Raw genomic sequence first — 26,777 nt, forward strand, 5'->3', positions numbered from 1 at the left:
GCATACTGGATGAACCTTTAGTGAATCTGTCATTTGCAAATTTTTTCAAAAAAAGCAGAATCCTAGGGAACGTTTGATAAAAAAGACTGTTGTTTCAATGATCGACTCCAGCAATCATCAGAATGTGAATGACAAAAGAACATACCTCCCAAAAGATTTCTTTGGGAGGCTTTGCTATAGTTAACAAAAAAAGACAAAGACCACATCTGGGTCTTTGCCTTTTCACAATCCTATTCGTCAATTTTCTCATTTAATTCGCTGTTACGATAGCCATATACAAAATAGATCGCGATTCCGATCACTAAGGAGATCCCAAAAACGATCCAGGTCGCCGTTTGTAGACGGGTCATCAAGAAGAGACAGCTGGCAACGGACAACAAAGGCAATAACGGTACCAGGGGTACTTTAAATTCACCTTTAGCAGGTGGCCCCATCATCTTCCGCAGCTTGATGATCCCTAAGGACATTAAGATCATATACGACAATGCCGCAATGTTGGTCAATTCTGCCAAGATATTCAACGGGAAAGCTGCCGCAAAGAAGAAAGCAAAAACACCAGCGATGTAGGTCGCTTTCTTTGGTGTTTTATGCTTAGGATCGATGGCTTGCATGGCTTTTGGCAATAACCCATCTTTACTGATGGCATATAACAGACGCGCCAAAGAGTACATCATAGCGATCGTCACTGTTAATAAGGTCAAGATCGCCCCTACGGAAATGATTGATCCGACCACTCCATGACCGACATAACGCATCGCAAAAGCCACCGGATCATTGACTCCTAATTCAGCAAACGGCACGATTCCCGTCATGATCAGTGTGACAATGATATAAAGGACTGTTGCGATCGCAATGGACCCAATGATCCCCCGAGGGACATTTTTCTTTGCATCTTCAACTTCTTCCGCCGCCATTGCGACGGCATCAAAGCCAAGAAAAGCAAAGAAGACTAACGCTGCACCATTAAAGACGCCTGAAAAACCAAAGGGCATAAAGGGCTGCCAGTTGTCTGGTTCCACGAAAAAGGCACCAAAGACGATAAACAAGAGGATCACGCCGAATTTCACCCATACCATGGCATTATTCAAACGCAACGCTTTTTTCGCTTCTTGGCTGACCCATAAGGTTACAAAAATAATGACTAAACCAGCAATCAGATCAATGTAGGTCCCCTTGCTTGGATCATAACCGCCCGTCAAAGCGGTTGGTAAATGGATATCCGCACTGGCCAAGAAACCTTGCACATAGCCTGACCAGCCAGATGCCACCGAAGAAACGGCCAATAAGAACTCGCAAATCAAAAACCAGCCTGCCAGCCACGCGGTAAATTCACCAAAAACGACATACAGATACGAATAGGCGCCCCCTAAAACAGGGATCCGAGAAGCAAATTCCGCAAAAGAAAGCCCTGATAACACAACAACGATACCAGCTACAACAAAGGAAAGAATCAATGCCGGTCCGGCATACTCAGCAGAAGCAGTCCCTGTAACAACAAAGATACCTGTGCCGATAATGGCGCCGATCCCCAACATAATCAAATCTTTTAACTTCAACTCTTTTTTTAAATTCGTCACACTTTCCCGTTGTATGACTTTTTTTCGAAATAAATCCATAACTCCTCCTCAAAAATATAAGTTTATGTTGCTTTCATATACCCCAGCAAAACACCACCGATAATCACCAGCAGACAACCAATCACCACATAACGCAGTTCTTTCTTGGTTTTCTTTTCGCCGAGAATAAAAATCCCGCCTAGCGTTGAAATGATGATCCCCATCTGCGACAATGAGAAGCCCACCGCGAGTCCGACTTGCTGAACCGTGATCAGCATGCAGACATTTCCGATGCCCCATAACAACCCTGACAAAGTATTTTTCCCTACAAAACGGTCGACCTTCGTCTTCCTTAAAGCAAATAGGCTGGCACCGATCAGCATCCCGACACTTTGTGGCAAAATGATCGCCAAGGGGTCCAATCCTGCCCAAGTAATCAAAATCGTATAGGCGCCGTAACCGATCGTTGATGAAATCAATGCCCGAAATCCTTTAGGAAAATCAAGCATCTTGCTGCCAGCTTCTACCGGACTTTCGCCATCTTGACGAGCGGTCAGATACGCCCCGATCACCAACAAGATCAATGCGCTAACACCTAGTGCATAATCGCGGGTCTGTGTCCATTCTGCAAAAAACAATGCACCTGCGACTGTATTTAAAATCAGCTGCATGCCGGTTGAAAGCGGCAGTCCAACAGACACACCTAAATATTTCATGCCATGGAATTGACCGTTTTGACCGACGGACCAAAAAAGACCAGACAAAAGACCGATCAAAATCACCTTTCCATCAATCACTGGCATCGTCACAAAAAATACGACCAGCGAAAAGAAAAAGGCACCAATCGTCATTCCTAGCGTTTGCTGGTTCGCATCCCCGCCAAGTTTGGCACTTACTAAACCAATGCTGCCCCACGCAAACATTGGTACTAATGCAACGAGTATCTCCATTTCATTCATCCTTACCATTCAATTTTAAACACAGGCTTTAGTGTATCAGTGAAAACGTTCTAGGGACAAGTGATTTTTGTCAAAAAACACAAAAAGATACTCGAAAAAAAGCAGATTAGCGTTTTTCCTCATAATAACTCAACAACGGAAAGAACAGCGTCATGGTGGTTCCTTTTCCAACTGTCGACGAAGCCGTTAGCTCGATGCCTAATTCCTTCGCTAAACTTTTCGCTAAAAAGAGCCCCAATCCCGTCGAGTGGGTGTCCGTTTGGCGCCCATTTTCGCCCGTAAAGCCTTTATCAAAGATGCGCCGCATATCTTCTTTAGGAATGCCGATCCCACTATCTTGCAAGTGGAGATAGGTCCCTTGGGCATCTTTTTCGATCCGAATCGTCAGCTGCCCATTTTGTGGTGTGTACTTCACGGCATTGCTGACCAGCTGTCGAAAGATAAAGCCGAGCCATTTTTCATCGGTCAACACTTGCTGATCCTCGCCTTCAACGGCATAGTGCAGGTTCTTTTGGATAAAATAATTGGCCTGACTGCGTAAAACTGGCTGGATGACGGCTTTCAATGAAATTTCTTGGACCAGATAATCTTTTGAAAAGCTGTCTAAGCGGGCGACGTATAAGACTTGCTCGACGTATTCGTTCATGCGGTTCAATTCATTTTCTAGTAAGATGAATTTTTCATCGGGAATATCAAATTCGATCGAATGCAAAAGCAATCGTGATGCAGCTAAAGGGACTTTGATCTCATGGACCCACGAATCGATGTATTCCTTTTGTTCTTCTTGATTGCTGACGACTTGCTGCATCAATTCTTGGTGCTCTCGGATCAACTGATTGATGTAGGATTCGATCCGTTCTTCTTCCGCCGAGCGTGCTCCTTGCAAGTAGTTTTGCAGCAAGCTGTCTCCAGGCTTGGGAGTGATTTTTTGCCAAAAACGCCGCTTGGATAAGTAGCTGACTGCTAAAAAGAACACCATCAAGACACTTTGCATTAAAAAGAGATAGCCGACTGTGCCCCAATCCATCGGGGAATGAGGAGTCAGCCAAAAAACTAAGACCGTCAACACGAAAAAGACTAGCCAACCGATAAACAGCAGCCAACGATCTTTCAAAAAACTGCGCAAAACCCGCCACTTTGTCATGGTACGATATACCCTTGACCAACTTTGGTCTCAATGTAGCCGTTCATCCCCGCTTGTTCGATTTTTCGTCGCAAACGATTGATATTGACCGTCAAGGTATTGTCGTCTACAAATCGCTCGTCATCCCATAAGGCCCGCAAGAGTTTTTCCCGACTTAAAATCTTGCCGTGATTTTTCATCAAAATATACAGCAGGCGGTATTCGTTTTTGCTAAGATCGATGCTTTCGCCACTGATGTACATGCTGCTATTGTCGATATTGAGGGTCAAACCGTTATGCACTAACGTTTCACTGCTACTTTCTACATAGTTGTAGGAACGGCGCAGCAGCGCATTGATTTTTGCAATCAGAACGTCGATCTCAAAAGGTTTTGTCACAAAATCGTCCGCTCCCATATTCATGGCCATGATCATATCCATATTGGTATTGCGGCTAGAAATAAAAATGATTGGTACTTTGGAAGCTTCGCGAATTTTTTGACACCAATAGTAGCCATCAAAAACCGGCAAGTTGATATCCAGTAAAATCAGTTGGGGCTCTTGTTCTTCAAAGTCAGTCAACACTTGATGGAAATCCGTCGTGCCAAAGGTCTCAAACTGCCATTTTTCTAGTTCTTCGATAATTAGTTGGCGAATCACCGCTTCATCTTCTACTACCATTATTTTTGCCATATCCGTGAATTCCCTCACTTTGTGTAATTTTCTCCTCTTTACTTTATCAAATATCAAAAACGAATGCGAACATTAATCGCCGTTTTTAGCAAACCCTAAAAAACCTCGCCACTGACGGTAGAAGCCAGTGGCGAGGCAAAGCAAAAATGTCTATTGGGTTATTCGATGATCTCTACCGTCTCGATCAGTAATTTACCGATAAACAATAAGATCCCATCGAAAAAAAGCACACTCATGTTGACACCTAATAACATTGATAACCGTTCAACGACATCGATTTTTGGTCGTTTGTTCAAGTAACGAAACAAGAAAAAATTCACACCATACGTCACTGCCATGATCAGCAGCATCAAGATCACCATTTTAGTTCCCTGCTTTTCTTCAAATTTTTGGTTGCTGTGCTAAAAACTGTGTCAGTTTGCTTTGATCGATGGCTTCATACTGCGATAGAAAGCGACCGATCGCTTGAACGACTGCCGGTAGATGACCCGCTTCATCATTTTCGATCTGCAGCACCAGCAGTGGCTCGTGCAGGCTCATTCGCAGCAAGAACCAGCCTTGGCCATAAGGCGCTGTCAAGTTGATGCGAATGCCTTCCTCATTTTCTGGATCGATCTGCCATCCTGGCAGCAAATGATCGGCTAGCGCCTTGATCACTTGGCGACCATAGTCTTGATAGTCGTCTTTTTGGATCGCAAAGCGCAATTCTTGGGTCTCGGCGGGTTGTTGCAACGCCGCGATCAGCTCATCCAGTGTCGTGCCTTGCTGTTGCAATTGAGGCAGCATCATCAAGAGCTTGGCGATCACGTACGCCCCGTCATCTAAAAAGAAATTTTCTTTAAACGCGGCATGCCCGCTGGTTTCGATGGCTAACTGTGTGTCCAGTCCTGCTTCATTCAATTCGATCGCTTTGTTGATCACATTGCGGTAGCCAGAAATATAGCGTACTTGCTGCCCTCCCAGTGCTTCGATAAAGGTTTTTAAATGATTAGAGGTTGGCGAATTGGTGACGATACGCGTGCCAGGGTGTTCCGCTAAGATGATCTTGCTTAATACAGCGATCATATTGTTGCGGTTCAAGGGCTCACCGCTTTTGGTCACGACCGCCGAGCGGTCGACATCGGTATCGAAAATAATGCCTAAATCAGCTTGTTCCCGCAAGACGGCTTCGCGAATACTTGCCATCGCCTCTTTATTGTCTGGATTCGGGATATGATTGGGAAAATGCCCATCCGGTTCTAAAAATTGCGAGCCATTCGTATCTGCTCCCAGCGGCAGCAACACTTTTTGAGCAAAAAAGCCGCCGGCACCATTGCCTGCATCAACAATGATCTTTAATCCAGCCAAAGGTTTTTCCTCATTGGTTCCCATCCCTTGGCGAATTTTTTGCAGTAGATCTTGGGCATAAGGCGTCAGCAAGTCTTTTTGCTGATAGCTTCCTTTTTCCGCTGCCTCATGAACGGTAGTGTGGGACAAAATATAGTGGATATCCGTTTTTTCGGCACCGCCTTGGCGGCTGAAAATTTTTATTCCATTAAAGTAATAAGGCAAATGACTCGCTGTCAGCATCACACCAGCATCACAGTCGAAATCCGCAAACTGTGTACTCATAAACATGGCAGGTGTCGTTGCCAAGCCGCAATCGATCACTGCCACACCTTCTTGCTGCAGCTGTGCCATCAACACTTCTTGCAGTGCTTCGCCACTCAAGCGACTGTCACGACCGACTGCCACGCGAAAAGGACCGCTGCCCTTTGTTGCCAACCAGTTGCGCAAGCCCGAAGCAACTTGCCGAACCGCTTGCTCTGTCAGTGTCACCTGCTCTTTTTCTGTTGCGATCGCAATTCCTCGAATATCAGAACCATTTTGCAAATCAACGATGTTCATTTCCTCCACCCCTTCTTGTAACCGGAATCAATTTTATTATACCAGAGAAAAAAGGAAATGAAATTGCTTTTTAGTATTTTTTACTATAAATAGTTTGCTTCCCTTACTCTTTAAACGGAATCCCTTCCAGTTGCAGTAGTCGGCGTTTGGTTGCTAACCCGCCCCGGTACCCCGTCAAGCGGCCGTTTTTTCCTAACACCCGATGACAAGGAACCACGATCATCATCGGGTTACGCCCCACTGCATTTGCGACAGCGCGGACAGCAGTCGGTCGTTGAATGCGCAGCGCCAAGTCACTATACGTAGTGGTTTGCCCATAAGGAATTTGGGTCAGTGCTTGCCAAACGGTTTGTTGAAATGGTGTCCCGACAAAATCAAACGCAAAAGTAAATGTCACTGGTTCCCCTGCAAAATACGCTTGCAGCTGCGCTTCAATTACTGGATCAAGGTCAGCTGTACTAGTGATTTCAGCCAATGGAAAGAACTTGAGTAATTCATGATGATCCTGCTGCCGACCAAAATAAACTAACCCTTTTTCCGATTGGACCACTTCATACCACTCATCATCTAAAACGATCTTTGCCAATGCTAGTTTCATGTTTTCACCTCATGGAATCCATTTTCGCAGCACAACTGCTTATGTGCTGCCGCCGTTGTGCGGCTGTCTCAGTGACAGTATACCATTTTTTCGAGCTGCGCAAAAAAACCGACTGGCTTACTGCCAATCGGTCGTTGCAAACAAGGGAAAAATAGGTAGATCGCCAGTCGCTGCAGCTTCAAGCCGTAGCCATGGCAGGATCAATCCAATTCGATTTTTCCAGTATAGAGCTGATAATAGGTGCCTTTTTCCGCCAATAGCGTTTCATGAGTCCCCCGCTCAATGATACGGCCATGATCCATCACCATGATGGCATCGGAGTTTTGGATCGTAGACAATCGATGGGCGATCACAAACACGGTCCGTCCAGACATCAAACGGTCCATCCCTGATTGGACGATCCGCTCTGTACGGGTATCGATGCTTGAGGTGGCTTCGTCTAAGATCATCACTGGCGGATCAGCGATCGCTGCCCGCGCAATTGCCAACAGCTGACGTTGCCCTTGGGAAAGCCCTTCGCCATCGCCCGTGATCACGGTGTCGTATTTTTCTGGCAAGTGGTTGATAAACATGTCGGCATTGGCTAATTTCGCCGCTGCCAGCACTTCTTCATCACTAGCATCCAGTTTTCCGAAGCGAATATTCTCGCGAATCGTTCCAGTAAACAAATGGGTGTCTTGCAACACGATCCCTAAGGAGCGGCGCAGGGATTCAAGATGGATTTTTTCAATATTGATGCCATCATAACGAATCTTCCCGTCTTGGATGTTGTAGAACCGATTGATCAAATTGGTGATCGTTGTCTTACCAGCACCTGTGGCACCGACAAAAGCAACTTTTTGCCCAGGCTCTGCATACAGATTGATATCATGTAAGACCAGTTGATTGTCGACATAGCCGAAATCAACATCTTCAAATCGCACGTCTCCCGTCACTTCCGTATAGGTAATGGTCCCATCCTCGTGGGGATGTTTCCACGCCCACGTGCCTGTTCGTTCTTTGGTTTCAACTAGCTGACCTTGCGACCATTTGGCATTGACCAGTGTGACGTAGCCATGATCGATTTCTGGCGTTTCATCTAATAGATGGAAGATCCGCTCAGCACCGGCTAATGCCATGATCACAAAGTTGATTTGTTGTGACACCTGGCTGATAGGGCCATTCAATGAACGGCTCAGTTGCAAGAAAGAAGCGATCATCCCGACCGTTAGGCCAGAAACACCATTGATGGCAAACAGGCCCCCAATGATGGCGATCAAGACATATTGGACATTCAGTAAGTTCATCATGATCGGCATCAAGGTATTGGCATTGACATTGGCTTTAGTGGCACTTTCTTGTAGTTGGTCATTTAAGGCATCAAATTCTTCCATGACGATTTTTTCATGATTGAAGATCTTGACGACTTTTTGCCCGTGCATCATTTCTTCGATATACCCGTTGACAGCGCCTAAATCTCGTTGCTGTGCGCCAAAGAAGCGGCCGCTGCGGCGAGAAATGATGCGGATCACATTCAGCATCAAAATAATCGACAGCATCACGAACAAAGTCAATGGGACACTGATGGAGAACATAGCGATAAAGACAGAACAAAAGGTTACCGCCGCCATCATCAAGTTTGGAATACTTTGGGAGATCATTTGGCGCAACGTATCCGTATCGTTGGTAAAGTGACTCATGATGTCGCCATCTGAGCGGGCATCAAAGTAACCGACGGGTAGAGACTGCATATGCGTAAACATTTGGTCACGGATTTTTTTCTGCGTCCCCTCACTGATCTTGACCATCATAAAGTTATAGATCAGTGCGGCCAAAATCCCAATCAGGTAGATGATCGCCATTTGAACGATCGCCCGAAACAAGCCGCCAAAATCAGGATTGGCTTGCCCTAAAAGCGGTGTGATATGATCGTCGATCACGACTTGTAAAAACAACGAACCGCGAACGTTGGCAAAGGCACTTAATAAGATCATAACAACGACGAATAGGAGTTGTCCTTTGTAGTCGCCAAACATCGTCCGCAATAAGCGTTTCAATGTGCGCTTGGGATTTGCTGCTTGTCTATTCTTCACCTTCACCAAATCCTTTCTGCTGCGAATGGTACACTTCTTGATAGATGGCATTGTTTGCCAATAATTCTTCATGGGTACCGATGCCGTTGATTTTGCCATCATCCATTACGATGATCCGATCGGCGTCTTCGATCGAATTGATCCGTTGGGAAATAATGATCGTCGTCGTTCCAGGGATTTCTCGTTTCAAGCCTTCACGAATACTGCGGTCGGTTTTGGTATCGACGGCACTGGTAGAATCATCGAGAATCAAGATTTTCGGTTTCTTCAACAAGGCACGAGCAATCGTCAACCGTTGTTTTTGTCCACCAGAAACATTGTTTCCTCCTTGTGAGATCTGCGTTTCATATTTATCAGGAAATTCTTGAATGAAGGGATCGGCTTGTGCGATCGTTGCCACGCGCTGGATCTCTTCATCCGACGCCTCTTCATTGCCCCAACGTAAATTGTCGTTGATGGTGCCGCTAAAAAGGACATTGTTTTGCAAGACCATACTTACTTGGTCCCGCAATGCTTCTAAATCATAGTCGCGAACATCATGACCGCCGACGATGACACGCCCTTCAATCACATCATATAAGCGCGGGATCAGCTGGACGAGGGTGGATTTTCCGCTCCCGGTCCCGCCAATGACTCCAATGACTTCCCCGGATTCGATACGCAGATTTGCATCCGTCAGCGCCAGCTTGTTTTTGTCATTGGCGTAACTAAAGCCGACATTCTCAAAAACGATGGAGCCGTCTTTGATCTCTTTGACTGGATCGGCGGGATTTTTCAAGTCACTTTCTTCATCTAATACTTCTACGACCCGTTCTGCCGACGTTCGTGCGATCAAAATCTGCACGAAAGCCATCGACATCATCATCAAGCTCATCAAAATCTGCATCGTGTAGTTGAACATGCTGACTAACTCCCCAGTGGTCAGGCTGCTTTGTTCCACGATCAGCTGAGCACCAAACCATGACAGGAGCAGCATACACGTATAGACAGAAAATTGCATCAATGGCATGTTGAAAGAGACGATTCGTTGCGCAAGCGTGAAATTCCGATAAACATCGGTGGACACTTCGCCAAACAGTTCTTCTTGCTGTTCTTCCCGAACATACGATTTCACGACGCGAACCCCTTGTAAATTTTCTTGCACCACATTATTCAGGCGGTCATAAATGCGGAATACTTTTAGAAACAGCGGGTGGGCAAAACGTATAACTAAAGCCAGACCAATCGCTAAGATCGGTAAAACAACCAGATAGATCGTCATAAGTTCTGGACTGATGGTGCTAACCATTGCAAGTGAAAAAATCAGAACTAACGGACTACGGACCAGAATACGAATAATCATTTGGTAAGCATTTTGGACGTTGGTCACGTCAGTGGTCAAGCGGGTGATCAAACTGGAGGAAGAAAAGCGGTCAATGTTTGAAAAGGAAAAATCTTGGATTCGGCGAAACAGATTGTGCCGCAGGTTGCGGGCAAAACCAGCCGAAGCGATCGCTGCCGTTCGTCCGCCAAGCGTTCCTAAAAGTAATGCGATCAAGGAACATAAAAAAAGCAAGCCGCCATCTCTTAGAATCACACCGGCGTCTCCTTTTTCGATCCCTTGGTCGATCATCATGGCCATGATCAGGGGCATAATGACATCTAAGGCAACCTCTCCTGCTACATACACAGGGGTCAGCAAGCTGTCCTTCTTATAGCTGCCAACATTCGCGAGTAATTTTTTTATCATTTGTTTCGTCCCTTCTATAGATGGCACTGCGGAGCCATTTTTTGTCGTTACCATCAAGTTTACTTTATCGACTCAGCGATTTCAAGCGGCTCGCTTGTGTTTTTTTTACAATTAGTAAGTAAAAAGCACCCTTCCAAAAAGAAGGGTGCTTGCTTTTTTGATGCGGTTTGAAAAAGCACTTAGTAAGGATTATTCGGTAGCGTTTGAACCAGCGGTACTGATCGGTTCATCGACATCGTCACCGCCATCATCTGCCGGCGGTGTTTGGGTACTGCCTTGCAGATTGCCGCGGCTGATCCCGATGGTGACCCACGTTTCTAGGGGAATAAACTCGCCGTAGCGGCTCATTTCAACAACGGTTCCTTTTGGTTCCGCCGAATCGACATAGTAGATTTCGTAATAGACGTTGGCGCCTTTTGATTTGTATTCATCAAAGAATAGTTTTGGCAAGTCGCCTTCCGTTGCTTGAAAACGGATGTCTTTTAAATATGGTCGGCCTAATGAGTAGACGACTTTGACGGTTGGCAAAGTATCGCTTTCGCTGTATTCTTTGCCTGCTTCTTCCGACTGGCTCAAGAAACTACCATACGCCACTTGATCGGAATAGACTGTGCTGACTTGCAGCGGGATTTTCGATTCTAGTCCTTGGGCTTCTTCGATCGTGTATTGTGAAAAATCTGGAACGGTCAATGCTTGGCCTTTTGAGACCTTCACCACAAATTCATCTTTTTTCGCGAGTTTGCTGCCTTTGACTGGTTCTTGTGAAACCACCAGATCCAGGGCGACACTGTCAGAAAAGACGGTTTCTTCTTTGTATTTCAAGTCATTCTTTTTCGCCCATTCAGAAGCTTCACTCTTGGCTTTGCCCGTAAAATCAGGTACTTCAATATTTTTTTCAAAGACTTCTTTCCCTTTTGAATAATAGACACTCAAACGGTCTTTGCGTTTGTATTCCGCCAAATCAAGCTCTTTGTTGGCCGCCTCTTGTTTAATAAAGGCTTCTGCTGCTACATTGTCGTCAAATTGTTCGATCAAAGAGAGGTTCTCGGCTTTATTGCTGGCGATCCATTCTTTTGCTTCGGTCACTTGCATCGCTGAAAAATCTGGCAGCTCTAAGCGTTCTTCAGGATCAGGCCCGAGACTCGCCGTCAGTGTCAATGTGGCACCCTTCTTGATCTTTTTGTCAGGGTCAACACTTTGGTCAATCACTTGGTTGACGTCTTTGTCAAAATCATATTCTTGCTCTACTTTGATAGCGACGCCTTCTTCCATGCCCCACGTCCGCGCTTCTGACAGATCTTGGGCAGTGAAATCTGGCACCTTCACATGGGTCATTTGATAGTAGACGATCCCAATCACGGTAACCGCCAAGGCGGTCAGTAGGGCAATCAGCAAGATTTTTTTCTGCTTACGCTTTTTGTAGGTCGGATCAAATTCCGTTTCTTCTTTCCCAAACCGGCTGACTGGTTCCTTTGATGCTACCTTCTCCGTCGAAGAACTCGCCGCTTTTGCTTCAGTCGTCTGTGTTTGTTGACGGGCTGCCGAACGACTCAGTGGCTCACTAGCGGTCGACTCTTCTGATTGGTGAACCGTCGTCGGCTCTGCTGGTTTGCCCGCTTGCTCCGCGCCACTTGCGTTTTGATCTCCGACAGGTTCGCTGGTTTTTTTCTCGCGATCGGGCGTGGGTTTCTTTTTGCCATCATAGTTGTCCGGGCTAAAATTTGATAAAAAATCACTCATGTTTGCTCAACACACCTTTACGTAAATACAAGACTTCATCCGCTTGTTGAGCGATCTCGTTGGCGTGGGTCACGACGATCACACATTTGTTGTGGACGTGTGCCAGCTCTTTAAAGATATCGATGATTTCTTGTTCCATTTCTTCATCCAAATTCCCGGTTGGTTCGTCCGCTAAAATGATATCGACATTGGTGGCTAACGCCCGGGCGATCGCTACCCGTTGTTGTTCCCCACCAGATAATTGATTGACGAGACGATCGGCTTTTTCTTTAGTGATGCCTATATAATCCAGCAAATTGTACGCCACTTCTCGTTGATTGTCTGGCAGCTGATTTTTCGTAATCGCCATCGGCACTAAGACATTTTCGACTGCACTCAAATAGGGAATCAGATTATAGCTTTGGAAAATGATACTGATGTCGTCGCGGCGGTAATTCTCATGCCCAATTTTTTCGATATCGGTGCCTTCATATAATACTTGCCCACTTTTCGGACTATCCAGTGCACTGATCAAGGACAAAAACGTCGTTTTTCCCGAACCAGATTGACCTAAGATGGCATAAAATCGGCCTTTTTCAAAAGAAACAGAAGTCTCTTTCAGTATATAGCGACGCTGATCGCCGTCTTGGTAATAGTAATCGACTGCTTTGGTTTCTAATAAAGTCATCGTTGGTTCCTCCTACATCATGATTTTCTTTGGATTCAAGCGTAAAATATACAATAGCGGTAAAATCGCTGAGAGTAAGACAGTTCCTAAACCTAACAGCAGATACGTGATGATGTAGCCGGCTGAGAAGGACACTTGATAAGCATTCTTGATATCCATGTAATCAATATTAGCTGCCATCAAACCGCCAGAATAAACACCGCCCATCTCATTTTGATTGCTCATCCAATCGTTTTGCATCAAAGTATTTGAAACGGCCCCACCTAATAAGTTCCCGGTCACTAAGGACAATAGCAGTGCGGCTAAACTAACCAGCAAGACTTCAATCACGATCTGACCAATGACTTTCCCACGGCTTTCCCCCAAGGAGAGATAGATGCCTAATTCTTGTTTCCGATCTCGTAAGAAAAGTAGGACCACTAAGGAAATGATAAAGATGGTTGCGATCGATGCAATGATTACGATGTAATTTGCGATCACCCCTAAACGAGTAAAACCACCGGCGATCTGCTCGTATTGATCCGTATTGGCAATGACGCGGTAGTATTGCGGCAATAACGCACCGGCTTCTTGTTTAAAGGCTTCGACGTCATCCGTTGAATTTAGGACAAAGATCGGTTGATAATAGGCGTCTGACTCTTCTTCGATCACTTCTTGACCCCAAAGCTTTTCAGACTGCAATTTGTTAAAATCTTGCACTAAATTATTGCTAGCATAAAAGGTGTTGATTTGATCCATCACTTGCCATATCTGATCACTATTTTGAGAATTGCTTTGATCTGATGAACTGCCTTGATTGCTTTGATCCTTTTTAACGACAGAAAAGATCCCTGCAATGGTCACAGGATAATCAAAGGTTGCGACACGATTGCCACTTTCAGCCGTTTCGTCCGTCGCATCCTCACTATCGTCACTCACTCCCTCGCTTGAACCACCTTCCATCATGACTTCTGCCCGTGTATCCCATACCAATTGATCACCGACACTCAGGTTGTTCAATTCTGCGATCTCTTTACTGATCAATACCGCATTCGTCAACTCACTGACATCTTTTTCTGTTAATCCCTCGCCTTCCTCCAAGCGAATCAAGCCTTCTTGCATGTCTAATGGCTCAACCAAATTTCCGCCCTTCAAAGAGAAATAGTTGCCACCCATGCCAACCGAGCCATCCTCCGGCGTATAGGCTTTCAATTTTGTTGTTTCTAACCAAGCTTGATTTTGGTAATCAAAATATTTCACATAGCTTAACTGACCGATTTGCTCATAAACATCCAGCGCTGGTGGTTTCGGATAAAAATCTTCTTGAGACCGCTCTTCGTCCGAAGCATCTGCATGCTCTTTTTCAAAACCTTCCCAATCCATTTCCACCGTAGCTACGTTCCCCATTTTGCGTTTCGTCTCTCGCTCCACGTTGGCAGTGGATTGTTGAATTGCTACAGCACCAGCGATCACATTGCCTAGAATAAATAGAACTAAAAATAAAATAAATGATTTCCCTTTTCTTCTGGTGATACTTTTTAATGCACGCTGCCAAAAGTTCATTGTTTTTTCCTCCAGTGACATTATTTTTTAACAATTATTCCATACTTCTCCCTCAAGAACAATCGCAATAAAGGATCGTTTTTCGAATTTTAAATATTAAAAAACGAGTACAAACGATATTTCCATTTAAAAACCCTTATAAAAGAACAAGAAAAAGATGTTAAATAACAAATAAAAGAATAGTATTTTTGCTAACAGTTTTGTAAGATTTCCCGATTTCAACTTAAATTTTACTTGAATCCCATCAAAAATGCTTGGCGCTTTCGAGAGTATAAAAAAACGAAGGAATTCTCTCACTCTTTCCCAGCGAGAAAATCCTTCGTTTTGTATCACTTATTTTTCTTTCGTATCGATCACGATCGTCACCGGGCCATCATTGACCAAGGCGACTTGCATATCTGCACCAAATTTTCCAGTAGCAACAGTGATCCCTTCTGCTTTTAAGCCTTCATTAAAAGCTTCGTAAAGCGGGATCGCAATACTTGGCGGTGCCGCTTGAATGAAGCTGGGGCGATTGCCTTTCTTGGTCTCCCCATAGAGGGTGAACTGTGAAATACTCAAGACGGCGCCATTTATACTTTCCAGTGACCGATTCATTTTACCTTCTTCGTCTTCAAAAACCCGCAGATTTTTGATTTTTCTTACGAGATAAGCCACATCTTCGCCTGTATCCTCATGGGTGATCCCCAACAAAACCATGAACCCTTGTTGGATCGCACCGACGATATTCTCCTCAATCGACACGCTTGCTTGACTAACTCGCTGGATCACTGCCCGCATTCTTTCTCATCCCTTCGTACGTCTGACGCTGTAAACATCTGGAATCTGCTTGATTTTATCAACGATCGATTTCAAATGGGTCAAATTCTGAATCGCCACCGTGATGCGGATCGTTGCCATTTTGTCTTTATTGGTTTTGGCTTCGACACTCACTAAGCGCTTCGTGACAGTGTTGACTGTCTGTAAGACATCATTGAGCAACCCAGAACGATCATAACCGTAGATCTCAAGATCGGCATCGTATTCTTTGTTGATGTCGGTGGCATCTTCCCACTCAACATCGATCAAACGGTTCGCGGCGTCTTTGTTTTGAACATTGGGACAATCGCTGCGGTGGATCGAGATCCCTCGGCCTTTGGTAATGTAGCCGACGATCGAATCTCCAGGGACTGGATTGCAGCAACGGGAGATGCGGATCAACAAGTTATCGACCCCTTCAATGACAATGCCGCCTTCGTGACGAACCTTCATTTTTTCTGGTTCTTTTTTCGCCGGTTGATTGATCATCTCTTGGACTTGCTGCTTTTGCTTCTCGATTTGTTTCTCGCGCCGTTCTTCTTCGGTCAAACGGTTGGCTAAGGTCGTGGGACTGACTTCCCCATAGCCGACAGAGGCAAATAGATCATCTTCTGTTTGATAATTGAACCGTTCGCAGGCTTCCGCCATTTTGCTTTTCGTCAAAAATTCTTTCGGGACAAAGCCCATATCTTGTAAGGTACGAACCACTGCCTCATGCCCTTTGATGATGTTTTCATCACGATCTTGGGCTTTAAAAAATCGTTTGATTTTGTTCTTCGCTTTGCTGGTAGCCACTAGTTTGACCCAGTCGCGGCTTGGACCAAAGGAATTTGGTGAGGTCAAGATCTCGATAATGTCCCCATTTTTTAACTTGTAGTCCAATTGGACCATCTTGCCGTTGACCTTGGCGCCGGTGGTTTTGTTACCGATGTCGGTATGGATGCTATAAGCAAAATCCAGTGGACTGGAGCCTTGAGGCAACTCCGTCACATCACCTTTTGGCGTGAAAACATAGACTTTGTCGCTGAAAATATCGCCTTTGACACCTTCCATAAATTCAGAAGCATCATAGCTTTCATCTTGTAGTTCCAAGATTTCTCGGAACCAGCCAACTTGTTGGGTCATCTTGTCGGCTCTGACTTTTTCGGTCTTGCCTTCTTTATAGGCCCAGTGCGCAGCAACCCCAAATTCAGCGATCTCATGCATTTCATGGGTTCGAATTTGGATCTCGACAGGATTGCCTTTGGGACCAATGACCGTCGTATGCAGCGATTGGTACATGTTGGCTTTTGGCATCGCGATATAGTCCTTGAACCGCCCAGGCATTGGTTTCCATTTTGTATGGATCGTTCCCAAAACCGCGTAACAATCTTTGATGGAGTCAACGATCACTCGGATCGCCAACAAATCATAAATTTCATTGAACTGTTTCTTTTGGTCTTTCATTTTGCGATAGATCGAGTAAATATGCTTTGGTCGACCATAGATCTCAGCATAGATATCTAGTTCCTCCGTAGCGATCCGAATCTCTTCCACGGTTTCGGAAACGTAGGATTCCCGTTCTTCTCGTTTGGTCTGCATCAAATGCACGATTCGGTAATATTGCTGTGGATTCAAATAACGCAAAGAAATATCTTCTAATTCCCATTTGATGCGGCTGATCCCTAAACGATGAGCCAATGGGGCATAGATTTCCATCGTTTCTTGGGCGATGCGGCGTTGTTTGTCTTCCCGCAGATGTTTCAACGTACGCATATTATGTAAACGGTCAGCCAATTTGACCATGATGACCCGTAAATCTTGCGCCATGGCGATCAACATTTTTCGATGATTTTCTGCTAATTGTTCTTCATGAGATTTGTACTTGATCTTACCCAGCTTGGTCACGCCATCCACTAGCATCGCTACATCGGCACCGAATTCTTCTTTCAGATCGGCTAACGTCACATCGGTATCTTCGACGACATCATGCAAAAAACCAGTTGCAACGGTATGAGGATCCATCTGCAATTCTGCCAAGATCCCCGCAACTTGGATTGGATGAATAATGTAAGGCTCGCCGGATTTACGGAATTGTTCTTTATGGGCTTCTGTCGCGTAATCTAATGCTTTTTGGACAAAGGCAACATGCTCTTCACTCATATAATGAGCGACCAATTTGATGACATTGGGCCCGGTCAATATAACTTCTTTTGCCATTCATTCCGCCTCCTGCTTTTCTTTTTTGTGCTATCAAAAAGGCAGACAGAAGTCGCTGTTAACGTTTCGTCACGCACCCAAAGCCTTGCGGACAAACGTTCTAAGCATGGGACTCCTGTCTAACCTGCAGTTCTTATTTAGTAGTATTATTATACAAATTTTTCAGCTATTTTTCAATCGCTGTTGTTCAAAGCACATCGGGCGACGGCTGGTCCTTAAGCAATTCTTCAAAAACATGATACGAGAGCCCGATTTTCTCAGCGCCAGCAGCCTGTAGTGATTGTAGCGCTTGTTCATCTACTGTGTCAGGATTGATCTGGATCGACAGTTGACTGCCACCATCTAAGGAAAACAAGCTCACGTCATGCAATGCTTCTGCTAGCGGTTGTTTTTGCCCTAACACGATCTTTGGCCAAGCTTCTTCTTTCAAGCGTTGTGCTACTTGGATCTTCGTCAATTCATTCATGATCTCGGTTTGCACAGCTAAGCGGATCTCTCCTCCTGTCAAGGTCAAGGAGCGGATCGTTTCAGTCAACTCCGCAAAGCCACGATCATTTTCCATGAAGGAAGAAGCTGGCAGCCAGACTTCCAAAAAATCGGCGCCTTCCATAAACGCCCGACCAATTTCAAACGCCACCTTTGCCAGTGTTCCTTGGGCAAGGGGGTAATCGATCACTGCGCCGATTTGTAAGGAAGAGCCTTGTGCCAAGATTTTCGCTCGCCGAATGGCACTAGGCAAAACGACGACTTCCTTTAAGGTCATCTTATATTGATTGATAAAATCCTTCAAGACCCAGTCGGTCAGATCGGCCGTCAACAAACGGACACTGATTGCTTCTTGGTTCTTATTCATCAACTCACATCCTCTTTAATTCCGTTAGCACACTGACAGCACTTAAAAAATAAAACGGTGCTGTTTCTGTTCGTAAAATTCGAGGGCCTAACCCGCATAATTTGGCGTTGTTTTGCTGGGATTCTTCGATTTCGGAGGGGGTCAGACCGCCTTCTGGACCAAAGATCGCTAAAACTTTGCTGCCAACAGGCAATGCAGTGATCACTTGCAGCAGCATCGCCGCTTCTCCTTGCTTGGCTGATTCTTCATAAGCCACTAGGACCGCATCATACTGACTGAGGCTTTGCCAAAATGCTTTGGCGTTATCCAGCAGCGTGATGGCTGGTGCGATCTGCCGTTGGGATTGCTCCGCCGCTTCTTGGGCGATTTTTTGCAGCCGCTGCTGCTTTTTCTGTAATTTCTTTTGATCCCATTTCACGACCGAAGTTTGCGCAGGAAAACCGATAAAGGCTGCCGCCCCCAGTTCCGTTCCTTTTTGAACGATCAAGTCCAGCTTGTCGCCTTTCGGGTAGCCGCTAGCGATCGTGACCTGCAGCGGCAATTCCTTGTCCTGCTGTTCTTTTTCGACTTCCTCTAAGTACACCGTTTCTTCATCGGCTTCTTTGATCTTGGCAATAATCGCCAAATGATCCTCAAAAACTAAACCGACTTTTGCCCCGGGAATCATGCGCATCACTCGGATCATATGGTGGAAGGGTTCTCCCGAAACGGCAAACACCGCTTTTGCTTCATAAGGCTCCTGTAAAAAATATCGCTGCATCTTACTCTACCTCTGGTTTTTCAAAGGCGATCGCATACCAGTCTTTTTGATTGAACAACTGATCGATCTCAAAGCCTTGTGCGATCATGGCATCGATCACTAATTGTTTTTTCGTCTCAATGATCCCAGAAACGATCAAGGTCCCTTCTTGCTTCAATAGACGCCACGCATCAGGGATCATCAATAAAATGATGTCCGCTAAAATATTGGCAACGATAAGATCAGCAGGGACCGTCACTCCTTGCAAGAGATCATTGGCCTGCACGGTCACATCGTGAGCAATGGGGTTCATCGCCATATTTTCTTGGGCGGACCTCACAGCGACTTCATCTAGATCATAAGCGAACACGTCTTTGGCACCTAAATATTTACTGGCGATACTCAACACGCCTGAGCCCGTCCCGACATCTAAGACGGTTTCACCGCCTCGCAAGTAGACTTCTAGGGCTTGTAATGTCAAGCGTGTCGTAGGATGTGTGCCGGTCCCAAAAGCCATCCCCGGATCAAGGGTGATGATCTTTTCCTCTTCTTGCAGCGGTTGATAGTTTTCCCAGCTGGGCACGATCGTCAGATAGCGGGAGATGCGGACTGGATGGTAATATTTTTTCCAGGCCGTCGCCCATGTTTCTTCCACGACCTCGCTCGTTGTGATGGTGTTTTTGCCGATCGCCAAACCATATTCTGGCAGACGGTCGATGGCTGCTTTGATCGTCGGCAGTACTTCTGGTAAAAAGATCGTTTCTGGGAAATAGGCACTGACTTGGGCGCCTTCTTCTAATGTCGTATAGGTTTCTTTATCCAAAATTTCGCCATACGCATCGCTTTTAAAATTTTCGATATCTAAAACGTCCTCGATCGCTACCCCACTTGCTCCGTGTTCCATTAAAATATTGGCGACTGCTTCCACTGCTTCGCTAGCTGTCGCTACGGTTACTTCATTCCATTTCATGTTCGTTCTCCTTAGTAACTAGGGTACGGGATCATGGTTTCCCCAGCTCCCGCTTGATAGTTCGTCATTTTCTCCACAAATTCTTCTTCGTTGAATCGCAATTCAAAGATCGCTTCTTCACTGTCATCGTTCAAGAAATCAAGCAGATCGCTTTGGCCTTCTTCTAAAATTTCTTGAATGTAATCAACCAATCCGTCTAACAACGCTTTTTGAACCCCTTTTTTCCCTGCATAAGGGATCGTCGCTAAATAATCTTCTTCATCAAACGTTGATTTTTGTGGATCATACAGCAAAATCCCATCTTCAAATTCAATGATCGCTTCTTCTGATGCCACACCTTGTGCATCGTCGATCTGCACGTGGTGAGGATTTTCAGCAAACAAGCGCAGCACCAATTCGATCGTATGATTTTTGGCATCCCAATCGATCGCCACATCATAGTCGGTGATTTTTTTCGTTAATCGCTGATCTAAGTAAGTCAATATCGTTTCTTTCGCCATCACTATTCCTTCTTTCTTAACACCATCCATGGTCTTGCTGAACAGCGGTTTTTCGTATATTTGTCAAATACGGATTGCCAGCCACCGCAAAACGAAGCGGCATCTGGGTCCATTCCCCTTTATTTGGGATACCGATCCGAGGCAATGCCAAAATTTCTTTTGGGGTACGTCGGCGCTCAGGAACCAAATGCAGTGGGCTTGTAAAAATCGATTCTCCATAAAGCTCAGCGGGGATCTGCAGTGCCTGTACCAGTTTCCCGGGGCCGTTGGCTACATCCGGTCCTGTTTTTTGTCGTTGTTGTTCCATCAAGGCGATCCCATCCACCGGTTCTAGCCCGCGAATCATGATTCCTTGCGGGATGCCTTTTGGCTGCGTAATAAAGTTGACGATTCGATGCGTATGCATCGTATATAAATAAATCGTACCTGGTTCCTGATACATCGCCCGAACCCTTGGTGTGTTTCGCATGCCCACACTATGAGCCGCCAGATCATCGGGGCCTAGATACGCTTCACAATCCACGATATACCCACCTACTGTTCCTTCTGGGGTCTCATGTTCCAAATACATTCCTAATAAGGCACGTGCGATGGTCGTTGTCGGCTGTGTCGCAAAAAGTGCCATTAATTCATCCATTCTCATCACCCTCTTTATTCTACACAATTCTCGACGAACTTACTATCTTTGACTACAGAGTTACGACGATCTCAACGATTTCTTTTCAACGAACCTGATTTTTGCTGACTGAGTGGAAAATAAGCGCCCTTTTGTTTCTGTAAAGACGCAAATCAGCTTGTTTATGAGAATATACGTTCTTATGTTATACTTACAGGAAAAGGAGAGGATCGTTTTATGCAGCAGCCACTTGCTTATCGAATGCGGCCACGGAACTTAGATGAAGTCGTCGGACAGCAGCATTTGGTTGGCCCGGGGAAAATCATTCGCCGAATGGTCGAAGCCAAAATGCTTTCTTCGATGATCCTATACGGACCGCCGGGAACCGGAAAAACCAGCATTGCCAGTGCGATCGCCGGCTCGACACGCTATGCGTTTCGCATGCTGAACGCCGCCACAGATACAAAAAAAGACCTGCAGATCGTGGCAGAGGAAGCCAAAATGAGCGGTACTGTCATTTTACTGCTTGATGAAGTCCATCGACTAGACAAGACAAAACAAGACTTTTTACTGCCCCATTTAGAAAGCGGCAAGATCATTATGATCGGTGCCACGACGGAAAATCCCTACATTACGATCAATCCAGCGATTCGCAGTCGGACACAGATTTTTGAAGTCAAACCGCTCCAAGAAGAAGATATTTTGACCGCCATTGATCAAGCCTTAGCAGATGAAACTCGCGGACTTGGATCAGAAACCATCGTATTGACCGATGATGCCCGCTTGCATCTCTCGCGAGCGACCAACGGCGATTTACGAAGTGCGCTAAACGGCTTAGAGCTCGCTGCTCGTTCCACCCCAAAAGGACCAGACGGCATTATTCATTTGACCTTAGCGATCATTGAAGAGTGCGTCCAGCGTAAAGCATTGACCCACGATAAAGATGGGGATGCGCACTATGATGTGATCTCTGCTTTTCAAAAATCGATTCGCGGCAGCGATGTGGATGGTGCGCTGCATTACTTAGGTCGTTTAGTAGAGGCAGGCGATCTGGCGATCATTTGTCGGCGCTTGATGGTCATCGGCTATGAAGACATTGGTTTAGCTAACCCAGCAGCCGCTGCTCGAACCGTCAATGCTGTGTTAGCCGCTGAACGTTTGGGCTTGCCAGAAGCTCGGATTCCGTTAGCCGATACAGTGGTTGATCTATGTCTGTCACCAAAATCCAACTCTGCCTACATGGCATTGGATGCAGCGATCGCAGATATTCGCAGCGGTAAAGCTGGCGATGTCCCGGATCATTTACGAGACAGTCATTACAAGGGTGCCCAAAGCTTGAATCGGGGTGTCGGCTATCAATACCCGCATAATTTTGATGATGCCTGGGTCGATCAGCAATACTTACCTGATAAGCTGAAAAATACTCATTATTACCAACCAAAAGCCACTGGTAAATATGAGCAAGCCTTAGGTCAACGGTACCAACAATTGCAGCAGCGAAAGAAAAAAAACTAGGTTCTTAAAAAAAATAGCGACTTTTTGGTATCGTTTTCAAACAACTTTATTGCACCTTCGTCATTCCTATGCTACTATAAGGGTGGGAATTCTGTGATGTACGAGTTGTCCCTTTTGTGTGTTGACCGAACATTTTTATTGATATCTTGGGATCCGTCTTGTGTCAATGCTGGTAACATGCCTTTTCCTTTGGTAGTTCGAAGCTTAGACCGTGGAACCCACCTGCTAGAATTTGCGGGATCAATACTATGGGAAAAAGAACGGCATCAACGGATATTACCCATTCTTTTTAGAATGTGCCATCTGTTTTTAACAGATGGCTTTTTTGCGTTCTCTAACTGATAGCAACAGTGAAACGTCCTTGCCTGACATCAGAGTAAGGGTGGCTTTTGCTATTCTTTCTAGGGTTCGCTATACTAAAACTATCAACTTAGGACAGGATGGCGTATGTTTATGATTCTTCTATTATTTACGATCGTGGCACTCGTATTATTCGGCACCAGTTATTTGCTTTATGCCAAACAAGCGATTTTTTTCACTTTGATCCCTACCACCGAGGCGAATAAGGTCTTCTTAAAAACCTATAGCCTCATTCATTTCCTTTTAGGCGTGGTGGCATTGGTTGTGGGCTTTGTCGATAAGGAGCTGATTGCCTTGTTTTATTTGGCTTTATTGCTGCTCTCTTCCGCATCTTTCAGCATCTTGCTGGCACAAAAAATGAAAAAAAAGAAAGATTAGGTTTTCTTTTTCCAGAAAAAAGCATTACAATAAAAGTAGAAGATAACAGATGGGAGTGTTTCTTATGTTACAACAATATCAACGAATCATGGTAGCCGTCGATGGGTCTAGCGAATCAGAATTAGCCTTCAAAAAAGCCGTGAACGTGGCACAGCGGAATGATTCTGAATTGGTTTTAGCACATGTGATCGACACTCGTGCCTTTCAAACCGTTTCTTCTTTTGACGGCATGCTTGCTGAACAAGCAACCGAAATGGCCAAACAAACCTTGAAAGACTATGAGGATTATGCCCGCAAGCATCAAGTAACTGCGGTCAAAACGGTGATCGAATACGGCTCGCCAAAACCGATCATTGCCAAACAATTGCCAGAAGATCACGACATCGATTTGATTATGATCGGTGCCACTGGTTTAAATGCCGTGGAACGAATCTTTATCGGTTCCGTTTCTGAATATGTCATTCGCCATGCCGGCTGTGATGTGTTAGTTGTACGGACAGACCTAGAAAACAAAGTCCCAGCAAAAGACCACACGAAAGCTTAATAGTGAGACGACCTGCCGCTGCTTGGCAGGTTTTTTTGTACAAAAAAAACCGTGACAAAAGCAAAAGAGGCAACGAGCGCTCAGGTCTCATTGGTCTTTTTGACTTTGGTCACAGCTCTTTGACAAGTCGGTTATCCAAACTTGTACAGCAAAAAATGAAAGCAAAGTAATAGGTACTCCTATCTAACCATGTTTCCGCTTGATTGTAAATAGTTTTTCTGAATTTTCTGAATAAATAGTTAATTTACCCATCCTTAAATAAAAAAAGCAAAGCGTCGCTTCCCTTAGGAAAAACGACGCCAAAATCTATGGTGATAATGGGCTATCCAAAGGACGCTGGTCAAGAGGATCACAAAGAAAACGGGACCATTCAATAACCAAAAATCAACCGAAGTCGCAGCAAAGCCGTAAAGGATGATAACAATGATGGAAAGAAACAGCGTTGCGATCGTTCCAATGGCTAACCCAAGACTCCCCGCCCCTCTCGTAAACAATTGACTGATGTTGGTCCAATCCAAAAGCAGCAGCCGATAATCACGAGCAAAATATTTCAAGCACAAAAGAAAACTGCTCCAAAGTGCCCCGATTAGAAAAGAGACAGCCAAAATCAGCGGCATTTTGAACAGAAGGACTGCTGCCAGCACGATGACTGCCGTTAAGCTCAGCTGCAAAACGACGCCAAAGCGGAATTTTTCCCGCAAGTAGCGCTTCATCGATAGCGGCAAGGAGCGGACAAACAAGAAATTCTCCTGATCCAGTGAGATCAAATTACTGATAAAAGAAGTCGGGTTGACCATCAATGCTGCCAAGGCGATCCCCGCCACAAAAACGACACCGATAAACCGCTCATCCAATTCACTTAACTGAATCGCTCCTGTAAACACAAAGGACACTAAGAAAATGATGGGCATCAGCAACGAAGAAGAAAAGACTTGCATGATCAAATTCGGATCTCGGATCAACTGCGAATTGTAATTAAACAACAGCTGGCCCAAACCTTGGTTGGGTTTATGCTTCCGACGAACACTCCCTTGGTTGGGCGCCGCGGCTGCCACTTGCTCATAAAACTTCGGCAAGATCAACCGATAGAGGGCAAAAAGCAACACGCCTGCTGTGGCGATGATCCCTAGCAAGCTAAGCAAACCATTCGTTTGAAACGGTGCCACCATCACATAATAAAAGGGCAATAAAAAGCTGATCGCTCCCCGATCTACCACGTCTGTCTCATAAGTATTCACCTGATTCATCATTAAGACCCCGATCACAACAACCAGCATCGTCACGCCTAGCAATAAACTAGTGACCAATTTTTTATGCTTCAAGAAAAACTTCGTTCGTGTCAGACTGAAGACGATCAAGCTACAAATGCTGAAGATCAAGACTAAAAATAAGCCGAACAGCAAGAACGCCCATAAGATCGTCAGCAAGAAAAAGACATTTGCCCGAATCCCTGTCAGGAGAAATAAGACCAACAGAGGAAAAATAAACGGCGCAACGGTGAGAAATACCACCACGATCTTTGCCAGAAAAATTTCACTCTGTCGAAAGGGCAGCGGCAAATACGCTGGCAGATCTTGACTCTCGAAAAAGACATTGTAAATGGACGAAATCCCTTGGGAAAAGCCTAAGATCCCGAACAAAGCGACATAAGCGGTAAAAAAGCCTGGCATCTGACTAAAATCCAATGTGATCATCGTCAACCCATAGACTAGCAGAAACACTACCCCAGAAAACGCATATTGAAACAACAAATAACTGGTCAAGGTCGAACCAGCCTTGCCTTTTTTGCGAGCTTTGTCTGTCAGTTGGGGATTGGCATACCGCAAATTAACGGAGGTCAGAGTCAGAAATTGTTGTTTTCGCATCTACGCTTCCTCCGCTTCTGCAAGAATCGCTTCTTCTTGACTTCTCCCAGTCATTTGCAGATAGATCGTTTCCAAAGAAAGCGACGGATGCTGTGCCAGCAAATCTGCCACTGAGCCATTGTACAGCAGCTCGCCTTTTTTCAAAATCGCCAATTGATCACACAACTGCTGGGCGGTGTCTAAGACGTGGGTGGAAAAAATCACGGTCTTGCCCTTGGCAGCGTGCTGTTTCATCATTTCTTTTAAATCATACGCCGCTTGGGGATCTAAGCCTTGTAACGGTTCGTCCAAGATCCAAATGTCTGGATCGGGGATCAGTGCCCCAATCAGCAGCGTTTTTTGCCGCATTCCATGGGAAAAGCTGGCGATGGTCTCTTCTTCATGAGACAGCATATCAAACAAGCGCCCTAATTTTTGCAAACGCTCGGCCTTTTCCGCTGCTGGCACCTCATACGCGGCGGCAATCAAGTCCCAATACTCCCCTGCTGTTAGCTGTAAAAACAAATCTGGCGTGTCCGGCACATAAGCAATTTGTTTTTTTATCGCTTCGCGATGTTCCACGAGGGATTGGCCATCAAAATAGATTTCCCCACTCGTCGGTTGCAAAATACTCACTAAGCTTTTGATCGTGGTCGACTTCCCTGCTCCGTTGTGTCCCAGAAAGCCAAAGATCTCCCCTTGACGGATCGTCAGGGAAAGATCAGACAATGCTTTTTTTGGTCCATACTGTTTTGTCAGATTCTTGATCTCAATCATTTTCCTGCCTCCTTATTCCATACCTATTGTTATCTTACGCTGAAAAGCAGGAAATGAAAAATGTTTATTGCCATTTTTAACAAATCAATTGACAGGAGCTGTAAAAACAAAGATAATAA

At 45.3% G+C, this 26,777-nt stretch carries 24 protein-coding genes and 1 other RNA gene; 4 read left to right on the forward strand and 21 right to left on the reverse strand.

Going from position 1 to position 26,777, the window contains the following annotated elements; all coding sequences use genetic code 11:
* Positions 1-230: 230 nt before the first annotated feature.
* From IGI76_RS14950 to IGI76_RS15040, 19 genes are all read right to left on the reverse strand, one after another.
* On the reverse strand, positions 231-1,616 hold the full coding sequence (locus IGI76_RS14950) for an APC family permease (RefSeq protein WP_081116932.1): 1,386 nt from the start codon (positions 1,614-1,616) through the stop codon (positions 231-233).
* A 23-nt stretch (positions 1,617-1,639) separates the two neighbouring features.
* On the reverse strand, positions 1,640-2,506 hold the full coding sequence (locus IGI76_RS14955) for a GRP family sugar transporter (RefSeq protein WP_015510464.1): 867 nt from the start codon (positions 2,504-2,506) through the stop codon (positions 1,640-1,642).
* A 115-nt stretch (positions 2,507-2,621) separates the two neighbouring features.
* Positions 2,622-3,659, reverse strand: coding sequence for a two-component system sensor histidine kinase SapS (gene sapS, locus IGI76_RS14960; protein ID WP_010749047.1), 1,038 nt, complete (start codon positions 3,657-3,659; stop codon positions 2,622-2,624).
* Complete coding sequence (gene sapR, locus IGI76_RS14965; RefSeq protein ID WP_333718785.1) at positions 3,656-4,330, reverse strand: two-component system response regulator SapR; 675 nt, start codon at positions 4,328-4,330, stop codon at positions 3,656-3,658. Before sapR ends, sapS begins: the two co-directional genes overlap by 4 nt.
* Before the next feature lie 158 nt (positions 4,331-4,488).
* Entirely contained in the window at positions 4,489-4,692 is a 204-nt protein-coding gene (locus IGI76_RS14970; RefSeq protein ID WP_005227790.1) for a hypothetical protein, read from the reverse strand.
* A gap of 19 nt (positions 4,693-4,711) precedes the next feature.
* Positions 4,712-6,217 carry a phosphomannomutase/phosphoglucomutase gene (locus IGI76_RS14975; protein ID WP_333718786.1) on the reverse strand — a complete coding sequence of 502 codons (1,506 nt, stop codon included), beginning with the start codon at positions 6,215-6,217 and terminating at the stop codon, positions 4,712-4,714.
* Positions 6,218-6,320: 103 nt separating this feature from the next.
* Positions 6,321-6,815, reverse strand: coding sequence for a methylated-DNA--[protein]-cysteine S-methyltransferase (locus IGI76_RS14980; protein WP_333718787.1), 495 nt, complete (start codon positions 6,813-6,815; stop codon positions 6,321-6,323).
* Positions 6,816-7,015: 200 nt separating this feature from the next.
* Entirely contained in the window at positions 7,016-8,938 is a 1,923-nt protein-coding gene (locus IGI76_RS14985) for an ABC transporter ATP-binding protein (RefSeq protein WP_005227782.1), read from the reverse strand.
* Positions 8,877-10,616 carry an ABC transporter ATP-binding protein gene (locus IGI76_RS14990; RefSeq protein WP_010749042.1) on the reverse strand — a complete coding sequence of 580 codons (1,740 nt, stop codon included), beginning with the start codon at positions 10,614-10,616 and terminating at the stop codon, positions 8,877-8,879. The genes IGI76_RS14985 and IGI76_RS14990 overlap by 62 nt, the downstream gene beginning before the upstream one ends.
* Positions 10,617-10,805: 189 nt before the next feature.
* Positions 10,806-12,356: a PASTA domain-containing protein gene (locus tag IGI76_RS14995; RefSeq protein WP_333718788.1), complete on the reverse strand. Its 1,551-nt coding sequence runs from the start codon at positions 12,354-12,356 to the stop codon at positions 10,806-10,808.
* Entirely contained in the window at positions 12,349-13,023 is a 675-nt protein-coding gene (locus tag IGI76_RS15000; RefSeq protein WP_010749041.1) for an ABC transporter ATP-binding protein, read from the reverse strand. The genes IGI76_RS14995 and IGI76_RS15000 overlap by 8 nt, the downstream gene beginning before the upstream one ends.
* A 12-nt stretch (positions 13,024-13,035) precedes the next feature.
* On the reverse strand, positions 13,036-14,586 hold the full coding sequence (locus IGI76_RS15005; protein ID WP_142962449.1) for an FtsX-like permease family protein: 1,551 nt from the start codon (positions 14,584-14,586) through the stop codon (positions 13,036-13,038).
* A gap of 312 nt (positions 14,587-14,898) precedes the next feature.
* Positions 14,899-15,345 (reverse strand): D-aminoacyl-tRNA deacylase, encoded by a 447-nt coding sequence (gene dtd, locus IGI76_RS15010; protein ID WP_333718789.1) that lies wholly within the window; start codon positions 15,343-15,345, stop codon positions 14,899-14,901.
* Positions 15,346-15,351: 6 nt separating this feature from the next.
* Positions 15,352-17,562, reverse strand: a complete 2,211-nt coding sequence (locus IGI76_RS15015; protein ID WP_010749038.1) for a RelA/SpoT family protein — start codon at positions 17,560-17,562, stop codon at positions 15,352-15,354.
* 187 nt (positions 17,563-17,749) lie between these two features.
* The gene (locus tag IGI76_RS15020) at positions 17,750-18,415 is read right to left on the reverse strand and encodes a deoxyribose-phosphate aldolase (protein ID WP_333718790.1); all 666 of its coding nucleotides are present in this window, start codon (positions 18,413-18,415) and stop codon (positions 17,750-17,752) included.
* Positions 18,416-18,419: 4 nt separating this feature from the next.
* Complete coding sequence (locus tag IGI76_RS15025) at positions 18,420-19,175, reverse strand: 16S rRNA (uracil(1498)-N(3))-methyltransferase (RefSeq protein WP_333718791.1); 756 nt, start codon at positions 19,173-19,175, stop codon at positions 18,420-18,422.
* 1 nt (position 19,176) lies between these two features.
* Entirely contained in the window at positions 19,177-20,124 is a 948-nt protein-coding gene (gene prmA, locus IGI76_RS15030; protein ID WP_333718792.1) for a 50S ribosomal protein L11 methyltransferase, read from the reverse strand.
* Positions 20,125-20,135: 11 nt separating this feature from the next.
* Entirely contained in the window at positions 20,136-20,624 is a 489-nt protein-coding gene (locus IGI76_RS15035) for a DUF3013 family protein (RefSeq protein ID WP_034857588.1), read from the reverse strand.
* Positions 20,625-20,640: 16 nt separating this feature from the next.
* Positions 20,641-21,261 (reverse strand): DNA-3-methyladenine glycosylase, encoded by a 621-nt coding sequence (locus IGI76_RS15040; RefSeq protein ID WP_010749036.1) that lies wholly within the window; start codon positions 21,259-21,261, stop codon positions 20,641-20,643.
* 216 nt (positions 21,262-21,477) lie between these two features.
* Here IGI76_RS15040 and IGI76_RS15045 point away from each other — a divergent pair, with 216 nt between their 5' ends.
* The 4 genes from IGI76_RS15045 to IGI76_RS15060 all read left to right on the forward strand — a co-directional run bounded on the left by IGI76_RS15045 (position 21,478) and on the right by IGI76_RS15060 (position 24,037).
* On the forward strand, positions 21,478-22,755 hold the full coding sequence (locus tag IGI76_RS15045; RefSeq protein ID WP_015510472.1) for a replication-associated recombination protein A: 1,278 nt from the start codon (positions 21,478-21,480) through the stop codon (positions 22,753-22,755).
* A gap of 85 nt (positions 22,756-22,840) precedes the next feature.
* Positions 22,841-23,035, forward strand: a non-coding RNA gene (ssrS, locus tag IGI76_RS15050) — 6S RNA.
* Positions 23,036-23,202: 167 nt separating this feature from the next.
* Positions 23,203-23,493 (forward strand): hypothetical protein, encoded by a 291-nt coding sequence (locus IGI76_RS15055; protein WP_010749034.1) that lies wholly within the window; start codon positions 23,203-23,205, stop codon positions 23,491-23,493.
* A 64-nt stretch (positions 23,494-23,557) separates the two neighbouring features.
* Positions 23,558-24,037, forward strand: a complete 480-nt coding sequence (locus IGI76_RS15060; protein WP_010749033.1) for a universal stress protein — start codon at positions 23,558-23,560, stop codon at positions 24,035-24,037.
* A gap of 284 nt (positions 24,038-24,321) precedes the next feature.
* Here IGI76_RS15060 and IGI76_RS15065 read toward each other — a convergent pair whose 3' ends face one another.
* Together IGI76_RS15065 and IGI76_RS15070 are read right to left on the reverse strand one after the other, a co-directional pair.
* Entirely contained in the window at positions 24,322-25,902 is a 1,581-nt protein-coding gene (locus IGI76_RS15065; protein ID WP_201705385.1) for an ABC transporter, read from the reverse strand.
* Complete coding sequence (locus IGI76_RS15070) at positions 25,903-26,658, reverse strand: ABC transporter ATP-binding protein (protein WP_005227750.1); 756 nt, start codon at positions 26,656-26,658, stop codon at positions 25,903-25,905.
* Positions 26,659-26,777 lie beyond the last annotated feature (119 nt).

The organism is Enterococcus sp. DIV2449a (assembly GCF_051711225.1).
Lineage (GTDB): Bacteria > Bacillota > Bacilli > Lactobacillales > Enterococcaceae > Enterococcus_D > Enterococcus_D casseliflavus.